This is a genomic window from Novosphingobium sp. AAP1, from assembly GCF_001295765.1.
GTDB classification, from domain to species: Bacteria; Pseudomonadota; Alphaproteobacteria; order Sphingomonadales; family Sphingomonadaceae; genus Novosphingobium; species Novosphingobium capsulatum.
The window spans coordinates 542875-561351 of the sequence record NZ_LJHO01000001.1; the positions used below are offsets into that span (position 1 = coordinate 542875).

The 18477-nt window shown below is 67.1% G+C and carries 12 protein-coding genes and 1 riboswitch; of the genes, 7 read left to right on the forward strand and 5 right to left on the reverse strand.

Translation table 11 applies throughout. The features are described from left to right. Positions 1 to 93 precede the first annotated feature (93 nt). Complete coding sequence (locus IP65_RS02375) at positions 94 to 1662, forward strand: DHA2 family efflux MFS transporter permease subunit (RefSeq protein WP_082349711.1); 1569 nt, start codon at positions 94 to 96, stop codon at positions 1660 to 1662. A 118-nt stretch (positions 1663 to 1780) separates the two neighbouring features. Beyond that, positions 1781 to 2611: a 23S rRNA (adenine(2030)-N(6))-methyltransferase RlmJ gene (locus IP65_RS02380; RefSeq protein WP_054130614.1), complete on the forward strand. Its 831-nt coding sequence runs from the start codon at positions 1781 to 1783 to the stop codon at positions 2609 to 2611. A gap of 53 nt (positions 2612 to 2664) precedes the next feature. On the opposite strand, the gene uvrA is transcribed toward IP65_RS02380, so the two are convergent. The 5 genes from uvrA to IP65_RS02405 form a co-directional block, all read right to left on the reverse strand. Beyond that, positions 2665 to 5625 (reverse strand): excinuclease ABC subunit UvrA, encoded by a 2961-nt coding sequence (uvrA, locus tag IP65_RS02385; protein WP_054130615.1) that lies wholly within the window; start codon positions 5623 to 5625, stop codon positions 2665 to 2667. A gap of 113 nt (positions 5626 to 5738) precedes the next feature. Beyond that, entirely contained in the window at positions 5739 to 6476 is a 738-nt protein-coding gene (locus tag IP65_RS02390; RefSeq protein WP_054130616.1) for an ABC transporter ATP-binding protein, read from the reverse strand. 14 nt (positions 6477 to 6490) lie between these two features. After that, positions 6491 to 7474 (reverse strand): iron ABC transporter permease, encoded by a 984-nt coding sequence (locus tag IP65_RS02395; RefSeq protein WP_054130617.1) that lies wholly within the window; start codon positions 7472 to 7474, stop codon positions 6491 to 6493. Beyond that, a complete protein-coding gene (locus IP65_RS02400; protein WP_054130618.1) occupies positions 7471 to 8385 on the reverse strand; it encodes an ABC transporter substrate-binding protein in 915 nt (304 codons plus the stop codon). The genes IP65_RS02395 and IP65_RS02400 overlap by 4 nt, the downstream gene beginning before the upstream one ends. Before the next feature lie 33 nt (positions 8386 to 8418). Then, complete coding sequence (locus IP65_RS02405) at positions 8419 to 10299, reverse strand: TonB-dependent siderophore receptor (protein ID WP_231627518.1); 1881 nt, start codon at positions 10297 to 10299, stop codon at positions 8419 to 8421. 109 nt (positions 10300 to 10408) lie between these two features. Beyond that, positions 10409 to 10606: riboswitch (cobalamin riboswitch) on the reverse strand. Positions 10607 to 10767: 161 nt separating this feature from the next. Here IP65_RS02405 and IP65_RS02410 point away from each other — a divergent pair. From IP65_RS02410 to odhB, 5 genes are all read left to right on the forward strand, one after another. Then, positions 10768 to 12075, forward strand: a complete 1308-nt coding sequence (locus IP65_RS02410; protein ID WP_231627519.1) for a cell wall hydrolase — start codon at positions 10768 to 10770, stop codon at positions 12073 to 12075. Positions 12076 to 12265: 190 nt separating this feature from the next. After that, positions 12266 to 12655, forward strand: coding sequence for a hypothetical protein (locus IP65_RS02415; protein ID WP_231627520.1), 390 nt, complete (start codon positions 12266 to 12268; stop codon positions 12653 to 12655). Positions 12656 to 13043: 388 nt separating this feature from the next. Further along, on the forward strand, positions 13044 to 14006 hold the full coding sequence (gene mdh, locus IP65_RS02420) for a malate dehydrogenase (RefSeq protein ID WP_022675965.1): 963 nt from the start codon (positions 13044 to 13046) through the stop codon (positions 14004 to 14006). Between the two features lie 283 nt (positions 14007 to 14289). Beyond that, positions 14290 to 17127 (forward strand): 2-oxoglutarate dehydrogenase E1 component, encoded by a 2838-nt coding sequence (locus IP65_RS02425; protein ID WP_054130620.1) that lies wholly within the window; start codon positions 14290 to 14292, stop codon positions 17125 to 17127. Positions 17128 to 17172: 45 nt separating this feature from the next. Beyond that, positions 17173 to 18444: a 2-oxoglutarate dehydrogenase complex dihydrolipoyllysine-residue succinyltransferase gene (odhB, locus tag IP65_RS02430; protein ID WP_054130621.1), complete on the forward strand. Its 1272-nt coding sequence runs from the start codon at positions 17173 to 17175 to the stop codon at positions 18442 to 18444. The last annotated feature ends 33 nt before the right edge of the window (positions 18445 to 18477 follow it).

Consider the following 18477-nt stretch of genomic DNA (forward strand, 5'->3'; position numbering starts at 1 on the left):
GAACCGGTGAAAAAGGTGCAGCCCGAAACGATTTTGACGAGAGCGAGTTCCTTGCCTGCGATAGGACAAGGGCGATTTCGCACAGGAGAATCGATGGCTGGACGCATGGTTGGCACGGACGCCCCGAGCCTAGGCGAAAGAGACGGCGCAAGCTATCGCGAATGGATCGGCTTTATCCTGATGTGCCTGGGCATGTTCATGGCCATTCTCGATATCCAGATCGTCGCCACCTCGCTGCCCGCCATCCAGGCGGCGATCGGCATCGCGCCCGATCGCATGGTGTGGGTGCAGACCGCCTATCTCACCGCCGAAATCGTCGCGATCCCGTTGACCGGGTTTCTTACCGCGCGGCTCGGCATGCGCTGGCTGTTCGTGGCAGCGGCCTGCCTGTTCACACTGGCATCGGCAGGGTGCGCGGCCAGTAGCGGCTTTGCCCAGCTGATCGCCTGGCGCGTGGTCCAGGGTTTTGCCGGGGGAACGCTGATCCCGGCGGTGTTCGCCGCCGTGTTCCTGCTGTTTCCGCCGCGCAGCCAGGGCCTTGCCACCACGATCGCCGGCGTGGCGGCGGTGCTGGCGCCCACCATCGGCCCGATCGTGGGCGGGTGGATCACCCAGTCCTATTCCTGGCACTGGCTGTTTCGCGTCAACATCGTGCCCGGCATCGTTGCCAGCCTGGGGGTGTTGCTGTTCCTGCGCGGCAAGCAGACCGGCCGCCAGGCTGGCCGGCCGATAGACGCGCTGGCGCTGGTGCTGCTCGCCGCCGCGCTGGTGGCGCTGCAACTCGGCCTCAAGGACGCGCCGTCGCGCGGCTGGGCAGACCTGCGCGTGGTCGCGCTGCTTTGCGCGTCGGGCATCAGCGCGATCGGCTTTGTCTGGCGCACGGTGACATCCTCTGCCCCGCTGGTGGAACTGCGCTGCTTTGCCGATCGCAACTTCACCATCGGCTGCCTGCTCAGCTTCGTGCTCGGCTTCGGGCTGTTCGGCTCCACCTATCTCATGCCCTTCTTCCTCGGCCTGGTGCGCGAACACGGCCCGCTGCGCATTGGCGAGATCATGCTGGTAACCGGCTGCACCCAGCTGCTGGTCGCGCCGATCGCCGTCTATGCCGAACGCCGGATGGACCCGCGCCTGCTCACCGGTTTCGGCTTCGTGCTGTTCGCCATCGGCCTGCTGCTCAGCACCAGGCAGACTGAGCAGACCGATTTTCAGGCGATGATTCTGCCCCAGATCGTGCGTGGCGCCGCCATCATGTTCTGCCTGCTGCCGCCAACCCGCATGGCATTGGGGCGGCTGCCCGATCGGCTCGTGGCCGATGCCAGTGGGCTGTTCAACATGATGCGCAATCTGGGCGGTGCGGTTGGCCTGGCGTTGATCGACACCACGATCTTCAGCCGCGCCGCCACCGCCGGCAACCACATCGCCGACCAGTTGCGCGCCGGCGACGTAGCCACCGCCGTGCGCATCGGCATTCCGCGCGACGCTTTCCTGGAACAGCGCGGCCAACCGCTCGACGATTTCACCACCGAGATGGTGCGGCCCCTGGTGGAAAAGGCCGCGCTCGTTCCCGCCGTCAATGCCGCGTGGCTGCTATGCGGCGTGCTGGTCGCGCTCGCGGTCCTGGCGCTGTGGTTCGTGCGCCGGGACGCGGCGCTGCGCGACTGACACGGCTGGTCTGGTGAAGAGTGACGTCGCAGGCTAAGGGCGCTGTCGCAGCGGTGCGGCCAGGGCGTGCCAGCCCGCGTGCCCGCATCTCGGCAGACCGTCAGGATTTTGAAGCAGCATGAATTACCGCCATTCCTTCCATGCGGGCAACAGCGCCGATGTCGTCAAGCATGCCCTGCTGATCGCGCTGGTGCGGGCCTTGCAGCAAAAAGACGGCGCGCTGACCCTGATCGACACCCATGCCGGCTGCGGGATTTACGACCTGCGCGGCGACGCGGCCCAGCGCACCGGCGAAGCGACGCAGGGTGTGATGCGGGCCTTTGCCGACCAGAACCCCCTGCTGGACGACTATCGCGCCGCCGTGCAAGCCGTGAACGATGGCGCGGAGCCACAGCTCTATCCCGGTTCGCCACGGTTTCTGGCGCAGCTACTGCGGCCGCAGGATCTGCTGATCCTGAACGAAAAACACCCCGACGATGCCTATGCCCTGCGCGGCGCAATGCGCGATACGCCCGCGGCCGTGCATCAGCGCGATGCCTATGAGCTATGGCTGGCGATGGTGCCGCCACGCACGGCGCGTGGGCTGGTGGTGGTCGATCCGCCCTATGAACAGACCGACGAACGCGCGCGGATCGTCACGACGCTTGCCGCGGCCCAGCGCAAATGGGCCCATGGCGTGACGGTGATCTGGTACCCGCTCAAGGACCGCGCCGCCCATGTCCGCTGGAAGGACCAATTGCGCAAGCTGCGCATCCCGAAACTGCTGACCATCGAGCACTGGCTCTATGATGCCGACCAGCCCGGCATCTACAACGGCGCCGGGCTGTTCATCGTCAACCCGCCCTACGCCTTTACCCAGGCACTGCCGCCCATGCTCGAAGCGTTGCGCGCCGCGCTGGCGCCAGAGGGGCACCGGGGCGAGCTTGCAGCCGCCTGGCTGGGCGCGTGATCGGGCGACCTGCCGCGTAGCCCCTCCCCGCACGGCGGCGAGGGGCTTGGCGCTCACCGCTTCAGCAACGGCGCCAGATAGTGGCCGGTAAAGCTCGCCTTGTTCTTGGCGACCTGTTCCGGCGTGCCCACGGCCACCACTTCGCCGCCGCGCACGCCGCCTTCGGGGCCCATGTCGATGATCCAGTCGGCGGTCTTGATCACATCCAGATTGTGTTCGATCACCACCACGCTGTTGCCCTGCTCCACCAGGCGGTGCAGCACTTCCAGCAGCTTGCGCACGTCTTCGAAATGCAGGCCCGTGGTGGGCTCATCGAGGATGTAGAGCGTCTTGCCGGTGGAGCGGCGGGCCAGTTCCTTGGCCAGCTTCACGCGCTGCGCTTCGCCGCCCGATAGCGTGGTGGCCTGCTGCCCCACCTTGACATAGCCCAGGCCCACTTCGCCCAGCATGGCCATGCGATCGCGGATCGGGGGCACGGCCTTGAAGAACTCCACCGCGTCTTCGATCGTCATGTCGAGCACGTCGGCGATCGAGTGGCCCTTGAACTTCACTTCCAGCGTCTCGCGGTTATAGCGCTTGCCGCCGCATTCCTCGCACGTCACGTAAACATCGGGCAGGAAATGCATCTCGATCTTGATCAGGCCATCGCCCTGGCACGCCTCGCAGCGTCCGCCCTTGACGTTGAAGCTGAACCGCCCGGCCTTGTAGCCGCGCGCCTGCGCCTCGGGCAGACCGGCAAACCAGTCACGGATCAGGGTGAACGAACCGGTATAGGTCGCCGGATTGGAGCGCGGGGTGCGGCCGATCGGCGACTGGTCGATCTCGATCACCTTGTCGCAATGCTCCAGGCCCTTGATCGCGTCATGGGCGCCGGCCACCACGCGCGCGCCATTGAGCACACGGGCAGCACCGGCCTGCAGCGTGTCGATGGTGAGGCTGGACTTGCCCGAGCCGGACACGCCGGTGACGCAGCAGAACGTGCCGAGCGGAATCTTGGCCGTCACGTTCTTGAGGTTGTTGGCCCGCGCGCCTTCCACCACCAGGGACAAGCCATTGCCCTTGCGGCGCTTCTTGGGCACCTCGATCCGGCGCGCGCCGGTCAGGTATTGCCCGGTCAGGCTGTCGGGATTGGCGAGGATATCCTCGAGCGTGCCCTGGGCGACGATCTCGCCGCCGTGGACGCCCGCGCCGGGGCCGAGATCGACGACATAGTCCGCCGCGCGGATCGCGTCCTCGTCATGCTCTACCACGATCACCGTGTTGCCCAGGTCGCGCAGCCGCTTCAAGGTTTCGAGCAGGCGGTCGTTGTCGCGCTGGTGCAGGCCGATCGACGGTTCATCGAGCACGTAGAGCACGCCCGACAGGCCCGAACCGATCTGGCTGGCCAGGCGAATGCGCTGCGATTCCCCGCCCGACAGCGTGCCCGAGGTGCGATCGAGGTTGAGGTAATCGAGCCCGACATTGTTGAGGAAGCCAAGACGCTCGTTGATTTCCTTGAGGATCGCCTTGGCAATCTGGCTCTGCTGGCTGGTCAGCTTCGCGTCGAGCGTGGCGAACCAGTCCAGTGCATCGCTGACCGACAGGCGCGTGCTGGCAGAAATGTCGTTGCCGGCCACTTTCACGCTCAACGCCTCGGGCTTCAACCGCGCGCCGTTGCAGGTTTCGCAGGGCTGCGCGGTCTGGAACTTGCCCAGTTCTTCGCGCATCCAGGCGCTTTCGGTTTGTAGCATGCGGCGATTGAGATTGCCGATCACGCCTTCGAACGCCTTGGAAACGGTATAGCTCTTCTTGCCGTCGATGAAGGTCAGCGGCACGGCCTTGCCCGCGGTGCCATGCAGGATCACGATCTTCACCTCGCCGGGCAGCTTGTCCCACGGGGTATCGAGGTTGAAGCCGAAGTGATCGGCCAGGCTGGCCAGCACCTGCATGTAATAGGGGCTGGGCGGGTTGGACTTGGCCCAGGGCACAATCGCGCCCTGCTTGAGGCTCAAATGCTCGTTGGGCACGACCAGTTGCGGGTCGAACAGCAGCTTTTCGCCCAGCCCGTCGCAGGCCGGGCACGCCCCCTGCGGCGCGTTGAACGAGAACAGCCGAGGTTCGAGCGCATCGAGCGTGAAGCCCGAAACCGGGCAGGCAAACTTTTCCGACAGGACAATGCGGTTGTCGGGCAGGCCGGCGCCCTTGAGCTGGCCTTTAGCAGTGCCCTTCTTGGCCTTTTCCGGCGGCGCCTCACCATTCAATTCGGCCACGGTCGTATCGGCCAGGTCGATAAAGACCAGGCCATCGGCCAGCTTGAGCGCCTGCTCGAAACTGTCGGCCAGGCGCGTCTGGATGCCGTCCTTCACCGCAATGCGGTCGACCACCACCTCGATATCGTGCTTGTACTTCTTGTCGAGCGCGGGGGCGTCTTCGATCGCGTAAAGCTCACCATCGATGCGCACGCGGGTGTAGCCCGCCTTCTGCCACTCGGCGAGTTCCTTGCGGTATTCGCCCTTGCGGCCGCGCACCACCGGCGCCAGCAGATAGGCGCGCGTGCCCTCGGGCAGGGCCATCACGCGATCGACCATCTGGCTGACGGTCTGCGCGCTGATCGGCAGGCCGGTGGCCGGCGAATAGGGCACGCCGATCCGCGCCCAGAGCAGGCGCATATAGTCATAGATTTCGGTGACCGTCGCCACGGTGGAGCGGGGGTTGCGGCTGGTGGTCTTCTGCTCGATCGAAATGGCCGGCGAGAGGCCGTCGATGTGCTCCACATCGGGCTTCTGCATCATTTCCAGGAACTGGCGCGCATAGGCCGACAGCGATTCGACATAGCGCCGCTGCCCTTCGGCATAGATCGTGTCGAACGCCAGGCTGGACTTGCCCGAACCGGACAGGCCGGTGATCACCACCAGGCTGTCACGCGGCAGATCGACATCGATCCCCTTCAGGTTGTGCTCGCGCGCGCCGCGCACGGAAAGGGTGGTCAGCGCGGAGCGAGCGGCACCGGGCGCACGTGTGGGGGCGGTCGACATGAAGGGCAATGTTCCAGATTTGTTCGATTCACGCAAGCCTGTCGCAGCGCAGCAAGAACTGCGCAAGATGGCTCGGTGGGCAAGGGCGATTGACCCCTGATGTGGGGAGCCGATCAGCCGATCGCAAGCGCGCGGGTGCGCCCATCGCCCACCCAGCGTGCCTTGACGCCCCAGACCCCGGCTAGCACGCCTTCGGCCAGCGCCAGGTGCGGCGCGCCATTGGCGGCCACGGTGCCACGGTCGAGCACGATGACGTGATCGGCATGGTTCATCGCCAGGGCCAGATCGTGCAGCACGACCACCACGCCCACGCCTTGCCCCGCCAGACGGCGAAAATGGGCGAGCAGCGCCTGCTGGTGCGCCAGGTCGAGCGCAGCCAGCGGCTCGTCCGCCAGAATCCAGCGCGGCTGCCCGGCCAGGACCCGCGCCAGCAGCGCGCGTGCCCGCTCCCCGCCCGACAGCGTGCCCACCTCGCGCCCGGCAAGGCCGGTAAGGTCAAGCGCCTGCAAGGCTGCCATGGTTGCGGCCGCGTCGATCCGCAGCGGTGTGCGGTGCGGCAGGCGGCCGAGCCGCACCAGCGTTTCCACCGTCACGTTCCACGCCACCTCGCCCGCTTGCGGCAGATAGCCGATGGCAATGGCGCGTTCGCGCGCCGTCAGTTCGGCCAGGCGATGCTGCCCCAAAGACACGTGCCCGCCATCGGGCTCTTCCAGGCCAGCAAGCGCCGAAAGCAGCGTGGACTTGCCTGCTCCGTTCGGCCCGCAAATCGCGGTCAGGCGTCCTGGCGACAGCCCCACGCGCACATCGCGCAGGCGGCCCACCATGGTGACGGCATCGGTAACAAGATCCATGGCCCCGGTGCCTCTCAAGCCAGGCCGCGCCGCAGGCGCAGCAGAAGATGCAGGAAGAACGGCGCGCCCAGCAGGCTGAGCGCGATGCCCAGGCGCAGCTCACCCCCCGCCAGCGGCAGGCAGCGGCACAGCGTATCGGCGAGCAGCAGCAACAGCGCCCCCGCCAACGCGCTGGGCAGCAGCAGGCTGGATGGGCGGCGATCGGTGAACGGGCGCACGATATGCGGCACCATCAGCCCGACAAAGCCGATGACCCCGGCCGCCGAAACCCCGGCCCCCACCACCAGGCCCACGCCTACCACCATCAATCCGCGCAAGGCCGCCGGATCGAGGCCCATCGAGCGGGCCGCCAGCTCGCCCAGGGTCAAGGCATCGAGCGCCGGCCCGGCACGCCACAGCAGCACCAGCCCCAGCGCGGTGAGCGGCGCGGCCAGCGCCACATCGTGCCAGCTGCGATCGGTCAGCGCGCCCATCAGCCAGGTGACAATCTCGGTCAGGGCAAAGGGATTGGGCGCCAGGCTGATCGCCAGGCTGGTCAATGCGCCAGCCAGGCTGGACAGCATCATGCCGGCCAGCGTGAACAGCGCCACGCCCCCGGCCAGGCCCGTGCGCGGTCCCGACGCGATCAGTGCCAGCAGCACCATGCCCCCAGCGGCGCCCGCCAGGGCCATCGCCGGCAGCGCGAAAGGCTGCACCGCAAAGCCGGTAAACAGCGACAGCACCGCACCTAGCGCGGCGAGCGGCGCCACCCCGAACAGGCCGGGATCGGCCAGGGGATTGCGCAGATAGCCCTGCATCGCCGCACCCGCCGCGCCCAGTCCGGCCCCGACGATCACCGCCAGCACCGCGCGCGGCAGGCGCAGTTGCGCCAGGATCACCGTGGCATTGGCACCGGCCGGATCGAACGGATTGATCCACACCTGCCCGGCCAGCAGGCACAGCGGAAACAGCACGAGCAGCAAGCCACCCAGCACCAGGGGCAAGGCAGCACGGTTCATGGCATCGCTTCCAGCTCTTGGCGCACCGCCACCATGCGGTTCAGGAACCGGGGAATGGTTGGGCCGCCGCAATAGATCAGGTTGGGGGAAATCGGCACGCGCGCGGTGTGGCGCAGCGCCGCCAGCGCGGGATGGAACAGCAGGCGGTCTTCCTGCGGCGCGGCCTGATCGGCCAGGGTGCCGCGCGGGGTGCCCACGGCCATGATCACGCGCGGCGGATCGGCCAGCATGCGCTCCAGCGACAGGCGTTCGGATTGGCCCAGGCCGCGTTGCGCACTGAAATTGGCAAAGCCGGCACGCATCATCAGGTCTGATGCCAGGGTATTCTGGCCCGGCACCAGGCCGCCCGGTTCCCACAGCACGGCCGTGATCGGCGCCGTGCCCGGCGGCGGCGCCGCGGCGGCGACTGCGCGGTCGATCCGCGCGATCAGCGCGGCGCCGCGCGCCGGCTGCCCGGCCCAGCCGGCCAGGCTGCGCACCTGGGCGCGCGCGGCATCGAGCGATTCGGCAATGCCCACCGTTTCCACGCGCAGGCCCAGCCCGCGCAACGCCGCCAGCGTGGCCGGATCGGCATAAGTGCTGGTCACCACCAGATCGGGATGCAGCGCCAGCACGCTTTCTACCGCGCCATCGGTGGTGGCAAAGCGCATGGCCTGCGCCACGTCCATCGAGGTTTGTGCCGGATCGCGGCTGTAGGAAGACAGCGCCAGGATCTGCGCGGGATCGGCCACTTCTGCCAGGATCGCATCGCTGCAAGGGTTGAGCGACACGATCCGGGGCAGACGATCGGTGGCCTGCGGATCGGCGGGAGCCACCTGCGCGCACCCGCCCAGCATCAGCGCCAGCACCACGGCACCGCGCCCCATGCGCCGGCAGAGCAAGGCAAAGTCAGGCACGATGCGGCCGCTCACGGCAAAGCCATTCCTCCAACCGGCGCAACGCCATCAGTACCGCAGGCGAACGCCACCGAACACGGAACGACCCAGCGCGCCATAGCCCGCTGCCGTCACCAGCGGCCGATCGAACACGTTTTCCACCCGGCCGAAAAGTTCGGCCTGATGAAGGATCGGCAAACTGGCGCGCACGGTGGTGACGCTACCGCCCGCCAACTTGATCGAATTGGCCGCGTTGTCAAAACTTTCCGACTGGAAGCGCAGGTCTGCGGCCAGGGCCAGGCCGGCCCAGGGCGTGGTCCAATCGAGCGAGGTGGTCAGCGCGTGGCGCGGGCGGCGCGCCAGGTCGTTGCCGAACGTGGCGGCGCCAGGCGTGCGGTCGGTCGCCTCGGTATAGGCATAGGCGATCGTGCCCTTGACCTGGCTGCTGAGCGCGGCGCCCACATCGAGCTCGACGCCTTGCGCGCGCGCCTTGCCGACGTTGTCATAGACGCCATAGGTATGGCCCTGGCACAGCGCGGTTTGCGCCATGAAGCACGAGACATAGGCGATGAGGTTGCGGGTATCGCGGCGGAACAGCGTGACGCCGGCATGGAAGCCGCCATCCTGGCTGGCATAGACCACGCCCAGGTCATAGCTGCGGCTGCGTTCGGGAGCGAGCGCGGCATTGCCGTAATCGGGCGAGAGCAGCTGATAGAGCGTGGGCGCGCGGAAGCCTTCGCCATAGCTGGCATTGAGGCGCAGCCCGCGCACCACTTCCACCGTGCCGTTGGCCCCCAGGCTGACATTGCTGCCGAACTGGCTCTGTTCGTCATAGCGCACGCCGGCGGCCAGGCTCGCCTTGGCGGTGTACCAGCCGAGCATGGCATGGCCGCTGGTCAGATGCGCGTTCTGGCGCGTGTCATAGGTGCTGTCGAACCGGGTCCATTCGCGATCCGCCCCGAAATCGATCGCGAAATCAGCAGGCAGGCTATAGCGGCCGTTCAATTCCACCCGCTCGCTGCGGCCGTTGTAGCCATATTCGAACGCGTTGTCGGCCCCGCCGGTGTAATAGCGGCGGCGCGTGTCGGACAGGGCATAGCCGGCATCGAGCGTCAGCGGACCGCCGGCATAGTGCAGCCCGGCGCGGCCGAAGAACTGCCGCGTGGTGGTGTATTCCGGGGTATCGGCAAAGACATAATCGGGCGCGGGATAGCCATCGATCTGGGTCTTGCCATCGGCATAGCGGGCATTGGCGACCAGCGACAGCGTTTCGGTGAGGTTGACCCGCGCCTTGCCGCCCACGCGCCACTGGTCATAGCCATCGCGCTCGGTCCCGCTGGCAGCGGCCGAAACTCCATCGGTGGTGGCATAGCCACCATCGATCGAGAAGGCATAGCGGTCGCGCTTCACGCCGGCGACAGCATCGGCATCATAGCTGCGGCGCGAGCCGGCCTCGGCCGAGGCTTCGACGCCGTCGATCTCGCGCGTGGTAACCGCGATCACCCCGCCAATGGCAGAGCTGCCCCAGACCACCGAGTTGGAGCCGCGCAGCACTTCGATCCGCTCGATCCCGCCGCTCGTCAGCGTGCCGAAGTCAAACCCGCCCGATGGCGCCGAGGGATCTTCCACGCGCACGCCATCGACCAGCACCAGGGTGTGCTGCCCTTCCCCGCCGCGCAGGCGCACGGCGGTTTGCGCACCCAGACCCCCGGTGCGCGACCAGGTCAGGCCCGGCACGCGATCGAGCACGCGGGTCAGGTCAACGCCCTGCACCGCCTCGATCGTCTGCAACGGCAACACGGTGATGGCCTGGCCGGTCTGGTCGAGCGACAGGTCGTTGCCGGTGGCCAATACAGTGATCTGCGCGCCATCGCTGGCGGGGGCTTCATCGGCATAGGCAGGGGTGGCCAGCATCACGGCGGTGGCCAGTGCAACAAGCGATGTCTTCACGGTTCTTTTCCTCCCGGCCCATGGACAGTCTTGCCGTCCATGGCGCGAGGGTCCGCCGGGCCCTGGCGGAAGACTCGTCACGCTTGCGCCCGGTACACCCCGCCCGGCCGCGGAACGACCACACACCGGCAGGTTTCCTGGCTCATCCGAAGTCAACGCGACACGCCGGCCTTCCCAGCCCGCCAAGGGGCCAGTGGCGCGCAAGGGCGCGGCGCTCGTCCGGAAACAGTTGCGGGGGCAGCGCCGGCTGGTTCCGGCTTCCCTCTTAGCCCGCATGGTTGCGGGCACCGGTGGCGTCAGGCGGGGCGGATAGCGACACCTGCACCAAGGGGCAAGCCCGCAGCCGTGATTAACCAACCCGTAGCAGCCTGTGCCTTATCGGGACGAGGACGATTCCTGCCGTGCATGGTTGCAGTGCAACGCGTAACGCACCATGGCGCAGACCAAGCCTGCCCTGTTTCACGCCCTATGCCAGACCCGATTCCCTTCACCGGCGCCACGCCCACCCTTCCGCCCAAGGCGCTGATGCCGCCGCCGGGGCCGGAAGAGCGCGTCGCCCTGGCCGGGCAGCGGCAGGCCGATGGCGCGCTGATCGCGGCGCTTACGCTGCCGCCGGTGCGCCCCCGCGATTTTGCCGCACGCATCCGCCGCCGCGACATGACCTCGTGGCGCCACCAGCATCGCGCGCCCTCGCGCCTGGCCGAGCGGGCCGCCGGTATTGCCGCGATCGGCGCGCTGGGCCTGGTGCTCGGCGCGATCGGCTGGGGTTCGCCCGGCAGCGATGCCGCCGCAGCGCAGGATCGCAACGGCGGGCTGCAACCTTTCGAGCGGGCGGGCGAAAGCTTTCCCGGCTCGGCGTTCTATTATGTGTCGGCGCAAGACAGCGGCCTGCTTGCCCCGCAGGACGCCGCCCGCGCCTGGGACAGGCAAGTGGGCGCCATCCGCAGCGACGCCGATGATGGCACCACCACCACGCCCTGGTCTGCCAATCCGGCAGCACGCCCGCTGTTTGCCACCGGCAGCGGCGAAGACCGCTGGCGCGCACTGCAATGCCTGACCACCGCGATCTATTACGAAGCCGCGTCCGAACCGGATGCCGGGCAGCGCGCGGTGGCGCAGGTCGTGCTCAACCGCGTGGCGCACCCGGCCTTTCCCAAGACGGTTTGCGGCGTGGTGTTCCAAGGATCGGAACGCCCCGGCTGCCAGTTCAGCTTTGCCTGCGACGGCGCGATGGCGCGCCGTCCGGTGCAACAGTTCTGGGACCGCGCCCGGCGCGTGGCAGCCGATGCCCTGGCGGGCAACGTGTTTGCCCCGGTGGGCCTGGCCACGCATTACCATACCAGCGCGGTCCATCCGCTATGGTCAGACAAGCTGGCCTTCATCGGCACGATCGGCGCGCATCGCTTCTATCGCTGGGCCGGATCGGCCGGGCAGCCCGCCGCCTTCAACGCCAGCTATCACGGCGGCGAACCGCTCGCCGCGCCCCATCCGCGCAGCTGGGTGCCGGCCGCGGCCGACGTGGCCGATCCCGTGACGCTGGAAAAGGCGTTCGAGGAAGGCCGCATCAGCGCGCTCGAACACACCGGTGCTTCGGCCCTGGGCGCCACGGTGAGCATCATGGACAGCCCCAGCCAGGCGCCGCAGCGGCCGATCTCGGCCAGCGCCGCGCCGCCACCGGCCACGCCGCTGCCCGGCGCCCCCAGCCCGCAGCTTCGCCCGGAAGCGCGGGAAACCTATGAAAACGCCGGAAAATGGATTGCCCAGCCGCATGGCTAAAGGCTGATTGAACCCGGCCAGGCGCTGCATCGGCACGCTTGGCCGCGTCGGCGGGAACATCAATGTCCCGTTTACCGTCTCATCTCACGCCCTGTTAGCGCAACGCCCCGTAGAAGGACGGCAGAGCCGCCAGGAAGTTTACCCCGAAATCGGCTTTGAACACGAAAAAAGCCGAACTTTCGGTGTCGCGATGAAGAACGGAGACCACCCGCGCATGCTGCGTTTCGCCCCTCGCTATGGCATGATCTCGCCCTGTCTCCGCCGGCCCGCCGGCCGCGTGCCGCGCCCTGCCAACGACAATCCGGCCTGGTCGCTCCAGGCAGCCCAGGACTATCCCTCGCCGGTACGCGCCATGGCCGGGCGCCTCGCTGATCGACTGGCCGAGGACGCCCTGCTGGCCGAAGCGCTGCGCCTGTTTGCCAGTCATGGCCATGCCGCTGCCGGGCAAGCTGCCCGCGCCGCCACCCGCGCGGCGATGGCCGGGGACGCGGAACAGGCGGATTGGTGGGCGCAGGTGTGCCACACGCTCGATCGCCGCAAGGCCATTGCCCTGCGCCGGGAACTTGCCGGGCTCGGATGAATTTCACGCAGCAAGCCGAAAAGGCTTCGTCAAACGCTGCCCGGTTCGTCGCACCATCGTGCCGAGCCGGTCATGGCTGCGCCCATCGCCGGCACGCCTGAAAAAACCCGGCGGCCGCACCGTTCTGAAACGCGGCAAAGGGCTTGCCTGTCGCATTCGTATGAACGGTAGATTTACCACTTAACGCTATTGCGAACTGATATCAAAGAAACCCGCAGATGCGGGGTTTTTTGCGGTTGCAATCCCTCTCGGGCAGGCCTACGTGCCCCTCCACTTGCCGGCAACCCTTCCCGTCTCGCGGGCGCGGGGGGACCTCCATCCGGGGGCTTGAGTCGGCAACGCTTGAACGCTTGTCCCGCGACGACTCCGGGAAAGGACCGTAAAGCACATGGCACGCAAGAAGATCGCGCTCATTGGCGCGGGTAACATCGGTGGCACTCTGGCGCATCTGGCCGCGCAGAAGGAACTGGGCGACATCGTCCTGTTCGACGTGGTGGAAGGCGTTCCGCAGGGCAAGGCCCTCGATCTCTCGCAGTGCGGCCCGGTCGAAGGCTTTGACGCCAAGATCATCGGCACCAACGATTACAAGGACATCGCTGGCGCGGACGTCATCATCGTGACGGCTGGCGTGGCGCGCAAGCCCGGCATGAGCCGCGATGACCTGCTCGGCATCAACCTCAAGGTGATGAAGTCGGTCGGCGAAGGCATCCGCGACAACGCGCCCGACGCCTTCGTGATCTGCATCACTAACCCGCTCGACGCGATGGTCTGGGCGCTGCGCGAATTCTCCGGCCTGCCCGCCAACAAGGTGGTCGGCATGGCTGGCGTGCTCGACTCGGCACGCTTCAGCACGTTCCTCGCCTGGGAATTCGGCGTTTCGGTGCGTGACGTGAACTCGTTCGTGCTGGGCGGCCATGGCGACACCATGGTTCCGGTCGTGGAATATTCCACCGTCGCCGGCATTCCCGTCACCGACCTGATCAAGATGGGCGCTTCCACCCAGGAAAAGATCGACGCGATCGTCGCCCGCACCCGTTCGGGCGGCGGCGAAATCGTCGGCCTGCTCAAGACCGGTTCGGCGTTCTATGCCCCGGCCGCCTCGGGCATCGCCATGGCCGAAGCCTATCTCAACGACCAGAAGCGCATCCTGCCCTGCGCCGCCCATGTCGACGGCGCCTATGGCGTTGACGGCCTCTATGTCGGCGTGCCGGTGGTGATCGGCGCCGGCGGCGTGGAAAAGGTCATCGAGATCAACCTCGATGAAACCGCCAAGGCCAACCTCCAGGTCTCGGTCGACGCGGTCAAGGAACTGCTGGTGGCGTGCAAGGGCATCGATCCCTCGCTCGCCTGATGGCAGCATGGTTCGCGGCCGTCCTTTCCCGGGCGGCCGCGGCACCTTCTACCGGGCTGTTTTTCAGGCCGGCAAAAGCGATAAGACCCTTTGCGAAGGGCGCTGACCAGACGCCATTAAGGATACCTGGCCCATTGCGCGCAAGGCATGCGCAGGGCGGCCGGTCCGGCCATGGCGGCGGGAAAGCGATGACAGTCACAGGCAGGCTGCGCCGGTATGCACTCTGCCCACAACCTTTTTCCGAAGCCCCTCCCCTCCCCGGGGGCACAGGAGTGAATTGACCATGGCACAGGACGTGCACGAGTACGAAGTTGATCCTTCACAGGATGCGCCGCAGCAGGGTCCGTCCTGGCAGTCCAAGCGCTGGCCGATTACCGACGCGCTCGCCGGCGATGATCTGACCCGTGCGCTCGATCCCATGACCATCAAGGTCGAGGTCGCCAAGGCCGCCAAGAAGGCCGGCGCCGCGCTGGACGAAGCCGCGCTGGAACAGGCGGCCAACGACAGCCTGCGCGTGATGCTGCTGGTGCGCACCTATCGCGTGCGCGGCCACCTGGCGGCAGACCTTGATCCGCTGGGCCTGTCCAAGCAGTACCTGCCGGCCGACCTCAGCCCCGAATACCATGGCTTCCTGCCCAAGGACATGGATCGCAAGATCTATCTGGGCGGAACGCTGGGCCTGCAATGGGGCACCGTGCGCGAAGTGGTCGAGATCCTGCGCAAGAACTATTGCGGCAAGGTCGGCCTGGAATACATGCACATCTCCGACGTGGAGGAGCGCAAGTTCCTGCAGGACCGCATCGAAGGCGGCGACAAGTCGATCGACTTCACGCCCGAGGGCAAGAAGGCGATTCTGTCGGCCGTGGTGCGCGGCGAGCAGTACGAGAAGTTCCTCGGCAAGAAGTATGTCGGCACCAAGCGCTTTGGCCTGGACGGCGGCGAGTCGATGATCCCCGCGCTCGAAGCGGTGATCAAGTACGGCGGCCAGCGCGGGGTGAAGGAAATCATCTATGGCATGGCCCACCGCGGCCGCCTGAACATCCTCGCCAACGTGATGGCCAAGCCCTATCGCGTGATCTTCCACGAATTCTCGGGCGGCAGCGCCAACCCCGAAGACGTGGGCGGTTCGGGCGACGTGAAGTATCACCTGGGCACCAGCACCGACCGCGAGTTCGACGGCACCAAGGTGCACATGAGCCTGCTGCCCAACCCGTCGCACCTGGAAACGGTGGACCCCATCGTGCTGGGCAAGACGCTGGCCCAGCAGCAGTTCCGCGATGACGTGGGCCCGGGCAAGCACAAGCAGGTGCTGCCGGTGCTGATCCATGGCGACGCCGCCTTTGCCGGCCAGGGCATCGTCTGGGAATGCTTCGGCTTTTCCGGCGTGCAGGGCTACAACACCGGCGGTTGCATCCACTTCATCATCAACAACCAGATCGGCTTCACCACCAGCCCGCAGTTCTCGCGCGGCTCGCCCTACCCCTCTGACGTGGCCAAGGGCGTCCAGGCGCCGATCATCCACGTCAACGGCGATGATCCCGAAGCGGTGACCTTCGCGTGCAAGCTGGCGATCGACTATCGCCAGCAGTTCGGCCGCGACATCGTGATCGACATGTGGTGCTACCGCCGCTTCGGCCACAACGAAGGCGACGAGCCCTCGTTCACGCAGCCGCTGATGTACGCCAAGATCAAGAAGCATCCGGCCGTCTCGACGCTCTATGCCGAGCGTCTGGCCGCCGAGGGCGTGATCGACAAGGGCTGGAAGGGTGACGTGGAAGACCACTTCACCGCCACGCTCGAAAACGAGTTCGAAGCCGCCAAGAGCTACAAGGCCAACGAGGCCGACTGGTTCGGCGGACGATGGGCAGGCCTCAACAAGCCGGCCGACCCGGTGACGGCGCGCCGCAACGTGGCCACCGGCATCGAACAGAAGCTGTTCGACAGCCTGGGCCGCACGCTGACCTCGGTTCCCGAAAGCCTGACCGTCCACAAGACGCTGGGCCGCGTGCTCGATGCCAAGCGCGAGATGTTCAACACCGGCAACGGGTTCGACTGGGCCACGGCCGAAGCGCTGGCCTATGGCAGCCTGGTCACCGAAGGCTACAACGTGCGCCTCTCGGGCCAGGATTGCGGCCGCGGCACGTTCAGCCAGCGCCACGCGGTGTGGGTCGACCAGACCGACGAGCACAAGTACGTGCCGCTCGCGACGCTGCCCCACGGCCGCTTCGAAGTGCTCGACAGCCCGCTGTCGGAATATGGCGTGCTCGGCTTCGAATACGGCTATGCCAGCGCCGATCCCAAGACGCTTGTGCTGTGGGAAGCGCAGTTCGGTGACTTTGCCAACGGCGCCCAGATCGTGATCGACCAGTACGTCGCCGCATCGGAAGCCAAGTGGCTGCGCGCCAACGGTCTCGTCATGCTGCTGCCGCACGGCTATGAAGGCCAGGGTCCGGAACACTCCTCGGCCCGCCTTGAGCGCTATCTCCAGCTCTGCGCGGAAGACAACCTGCAGGTCTGCAACATCACCAGCCCGGCCAACTACTTCCACGTGCTGCGCCGGCAGATGCACCGCTCGTTCCGCAAGCCGCTGATCATCATGACGCCCAAGTCGCTGCTGCGCCACCCGCTGGCCAAGTCGACCGCGACCGATTTCCTGGGTGAAGCGCAGTTCAAGCGCATCCTGTCCGATCCGTCGGCACCGGAAGACCGCGACACCCGCCGCGTGGTGCTGTGCTCGGGCAAGGTCGCCTATGACCTGATCGAGGCACGCGATGCGGCCGGCATCACCGATACCCAGATCATCCGGATCGAGCAGCTCTATCCCTTCCCGGGTGAGCCGCTGGCTCTGCGCCTGTCGCGCATGACCAATCTGGAAGACGTGGTGTGGTGCCAGGAAGAGCCCAAGAACAACGGTTCGTGGTTCTTTGCCGAGCCGCTGATCGAGGAATCGCTCAAGGCTGCCAAGGGCAAGGTCACGCGCCCCCGCTATGCCGGCCGTTCCGCCTCGGCCTCGCCCGCCACGGGCCTGGCCAAGCGCCACAATGCCGAGCAGGCCGCCCTGGTGGCCGATGCGCTGGCGCTGTCGGTGCGCGAGGAAATCCGCCGCAAGAAGAAGGCCTGACCGGCCGTTTCGTCCACCTGAATTCTCCCCAAGGAACACCAAGTCATGTCCATCGAAGTCAAGGTTCCGACGCTCGGTGAAAGCGTCAGCGAAGCGACGGTCGGCCAGTGGCTGAAGAAGCCCGGCGAAGCGGTGGCTCTGGACGAGCCCATCGTCAGCCTCGAAACCGACAAGGTTGCCGTCGAAGTGCCCTCGCCCGTTGCCGGCGTGCTGGGCCAGATCCTGGTTGCCGAAGGCGAAACCGTCACGGTTGGCGCGCTGCTCGGCACCGTGGAAGACGGCGTTGCCGCAGCCGGCAACGTGCCGGTTGCCCCGCGCGAGGAAAAGCCCGTGCCGCCCGCGTCCGACACAGTGGCTCCGGCCGCCGCGCCGGCCCCGGCTGCTGCTGCGGCTGTCCCTGCTTCGGCCCCTGCTGGTGACGATGCCGGCGCTGCCGCGCTGTCGCCGGCGGTGCGCCGCGCGGTGCTGGAGCACGGCATCGATCCTTCCACCGTCAAGGGCACCGGCAAGGACGGCCGCCTGACCAAGGAAGACGTGCTCGCCGCAGCCCAGGCCAAGGCAGCCTCGCCGGCGCCGGCCGCCACGGCTGCCGTGCCTGCGGCCGTTGCTGCTCCCGGCCGCAACGAGGAACGCGTCAAGATGACGCGCCTGCGCCAGACCATCGCCAAGCGCCTCAAGAGCGCGCAGGAAAACGCTGCCCTGCTCACCACGTTCAACGACGTGGACATGTCGGCGGTGATGGCCGCGCGCGAGAAGTACAAGGACGTGTTCGAGAAGAAGCACGGCGTGAAGCTGGGCTTCATGTCTTTCTTCGCCAAGGCTTCGTGCCTGGCGCTCAAGGACATTCCGGCCGTCAACGCCCAGATCCAGGGCGATGAAATCGTCTATCACGACTATGTCGATATCTCGGTGGCCGTCTCGGCGCCGAACGGCCTGGTCGTTCCGGTGGTGCGCGACGCTGACAAGCTCTCGTTCGCCGGCATCGAAAAGGCGATCGGCGATTTCGGCAAGAAGGCCCGCGAAGGCGCGCTGACCATGGAAGACATGAAGGGCGGCACCTTCACGATTTCCAACGGCGGCGTGTTTGGTGGCCTGATGTCCACCCCGATCATCAACCCGCCGCAGTCGGCCGTGCTGGGCCTGCACCGCATCGAGGACCGCCCCGTGGTCCGCAACGGCGAGATCGTGATCCGCCCGATGATGTACATCGCCCTGTCGTATGACCACCGCATCATCGACGGTCGCGAGGCGGTTACCGCCCTCAAGACCATCAAGGAAGCGATCGAAGATCCCACCCGCCTGCTGATCGATCTCTGATCGGCACTGCACGGCGCGCCCGGTGACCACCGC